This window comes from Sporolactobacillus shoreicorticis, assembly GCF_024125445.1.
Taxonomy (GTDB): Bacteria; Bacillota; Bacilli; order Bacillales; family Sporolactobacillaceae; genus Sporolactobacillus; species Sporolactobacillus shoreicorticis.
In genome coordinates this window covers 1-1,370 of sequence record NZ_JAMXWM010000078.1, presented here as the reverse complement: position 1 = coordinate 1,370, position 1,370 = coordinate 1, and the positions used below count along the sequence as shown (strand labels likewise).

Below are 1,370 nucleotides of genomic sequence, written 5' to 3'. Positions count from 1 at the left end.
AAATGGCGATTATTGATACTGTTTTGACGCACATTGATGATCGAATGTCAGAAAATGATCATCTTTATGGGCATCTGAGCATTAGAAATGATGAGCTGCAGCGGTTGAAGGACTTTCTCGGGTCGTTTTCTGTACCTGGGAAAGCGACTGTGACCGTAACAGCTGGAGACGGCGTGTTACACGCGACTGCGGTGCTTCCTGAAGATGACGGAGGTAACCCGATTACTGCGGTGAAATTCTTCATCAAGAAAGCGAGCGACGGAAACTGGCCGACTGAACCGGCAACAACACAGACACCGACTGATCTTACTTACGATTTTACCGGATTGACGAACGGAACCGAGTATTCAACGGCCGTTGTCGTAGTAAATGAGGTCGGAGATAGTGGAATGTCTGATTCGGCACACGGTACACCAACAGCACCAGCGGGGTGATTATAGATGAGTCTGACAGGCTTTCAACGTCGGCGCCGTGAATTGATTAAGAAGAAAAGGTCTGAACTTGAAGCCTTGAATTTGAATCAGCTGCGGGCGTTGGCTAAAGAAAAAGGCATTAAGGACATTGTGCATAGGAATAAGGCTCAGCTGGTCGCGGAACTGGGTGATCGCTGATGGCCATCACGGACCGGGTGAAAATTCGTCTTCCGGAAATTAAAGACGACCTTCTGGACGAACTATCGAAGACGGCAACGGATCGCATTAATCTGCGCCTGGGGTTAACCGAGTTTCCGACGGAACTTGAGTCTGTAGCTGTTGAGGTTGTCTGTGCGATGTACAATCGAAGCTATCACGAAGGTGTGAAAGCCGAGAATGTAGATACGTTCAGCATTTCCTTTGTGGATGATATTCTGCAGGAATATGATGCAGATTTCCGCCGCTACCTGGCGATGAAGGAGAAACAGGAAAACGTGAATAAAGGAGTGGTGAGATTCCTATGAGATTCTTGCCACTCTATTTATTTGCCAATCAGCAAACCGGTTTGGATCCGTTGGGTAACCCAATTAATGAATTGGTGCGAACAGGTGAATCCATTGGCCGTTTTTCCAGCTGGACGGCTGAGGAAATCGCTCTGGATAACCGGCAAGTCACGCAGAATAACCGCAAGATCATCACTCGAGCGACAAAAGCAGATTTACTGAGTGCGGATAAGATCGAGTTTGAGGATCGCTACCACTCGATCACCGAAATCCGGGGCGATGATACAACGCGTTGGCGGATTGTGGTCGTCAACCGATACGGAAGTGAGACGACATGAGACTGGAACTGATGGGTGCCGATCGGCTGGCCAAAAAACTGATGCAGAAGAGCACTACGGACTTTGCAGAAGTCACAAGGAAGAATGTCCGGGATATTTATACGAGGTCGCAAATG

The 1,370-nt window shown here is 48.4% G+C and carries 4 protein-coding genes; all 4 read left to right on the top strand.

Annotated features, from left to right (window positions below):
* The coding region (locus tag NIE88_RS21990; protein ID WP_253065694.1) for a fibronectin type III domain-containing protein at positions 1-434 on the top strand (434 nt) is incomplete at its 5' end.
* Between the two features lie 6 nt (positions 435-440).
* Positions 441-611 carry a Rho termination factor N-terminal domain-containing protein gene (locus tag NIE88_RS21985; protein ID WP_253065693.1) on the top strand — a complete coding sequence of 57 codons (171 nt, stop codon included), beginning with the start codon at positions 441-443 and terminating at the stop codon, positions 609-611.
* Positions 611-937 (top strand): phage head-tail connector protein, encoded by a 327-nt coding sequence (locus tag NIE88_RS21980; protein ID WP_253065692.1) that lies wholly within the window; start codon positions 611-613, stop codon positions 935-937. The genes NIE88_RS21985 and NIE88_RS21980 overlap by 1 nt, the downstream gene beginning before the upstream one ends.
* Positions 934-1,254 (top strand): hypothetical protein, encoded by a 321-nt coding sequence (locus tag NIE88_RS21975; protein WP_253065691.1) that lies wholly within the window; start codon positions 934-936, stop codon positions 1,252-1,254. The genes NIE88_RS21980 and NIE88_RS21975 overlap by 4 nt, the downstream gene beginning before the upstream one ends.
* Positions 1,255-1,370 lie beyond the last annotated feature (116 nt).

What these genes read in the sequence shown, in the direction of transcription:
- NIE88_RS21985 (WP_253065693.1), top strand. Translation starts at nt 441, where the DNA reads ATGAGTCTGACAGGCTTTCAACGTCGGCGCCGTGAATTGATTAAGAAG.
- NIE88_RS21975 (WP_253065691.1), top strand. Translation starts at nt 934, where the DNA reads ATGAGATTCTTGCCACTCTATTTATTTGCCAATCAGCAAACCGGTTTG.
- NIE88_RS21980 (WP_253065692.1), top strand. Translation starts at nt 611, where the DNA reads ATGGCCATCACGGACCGGGTGAAAATTCGTCTTCCGGAAATTAAAGAC.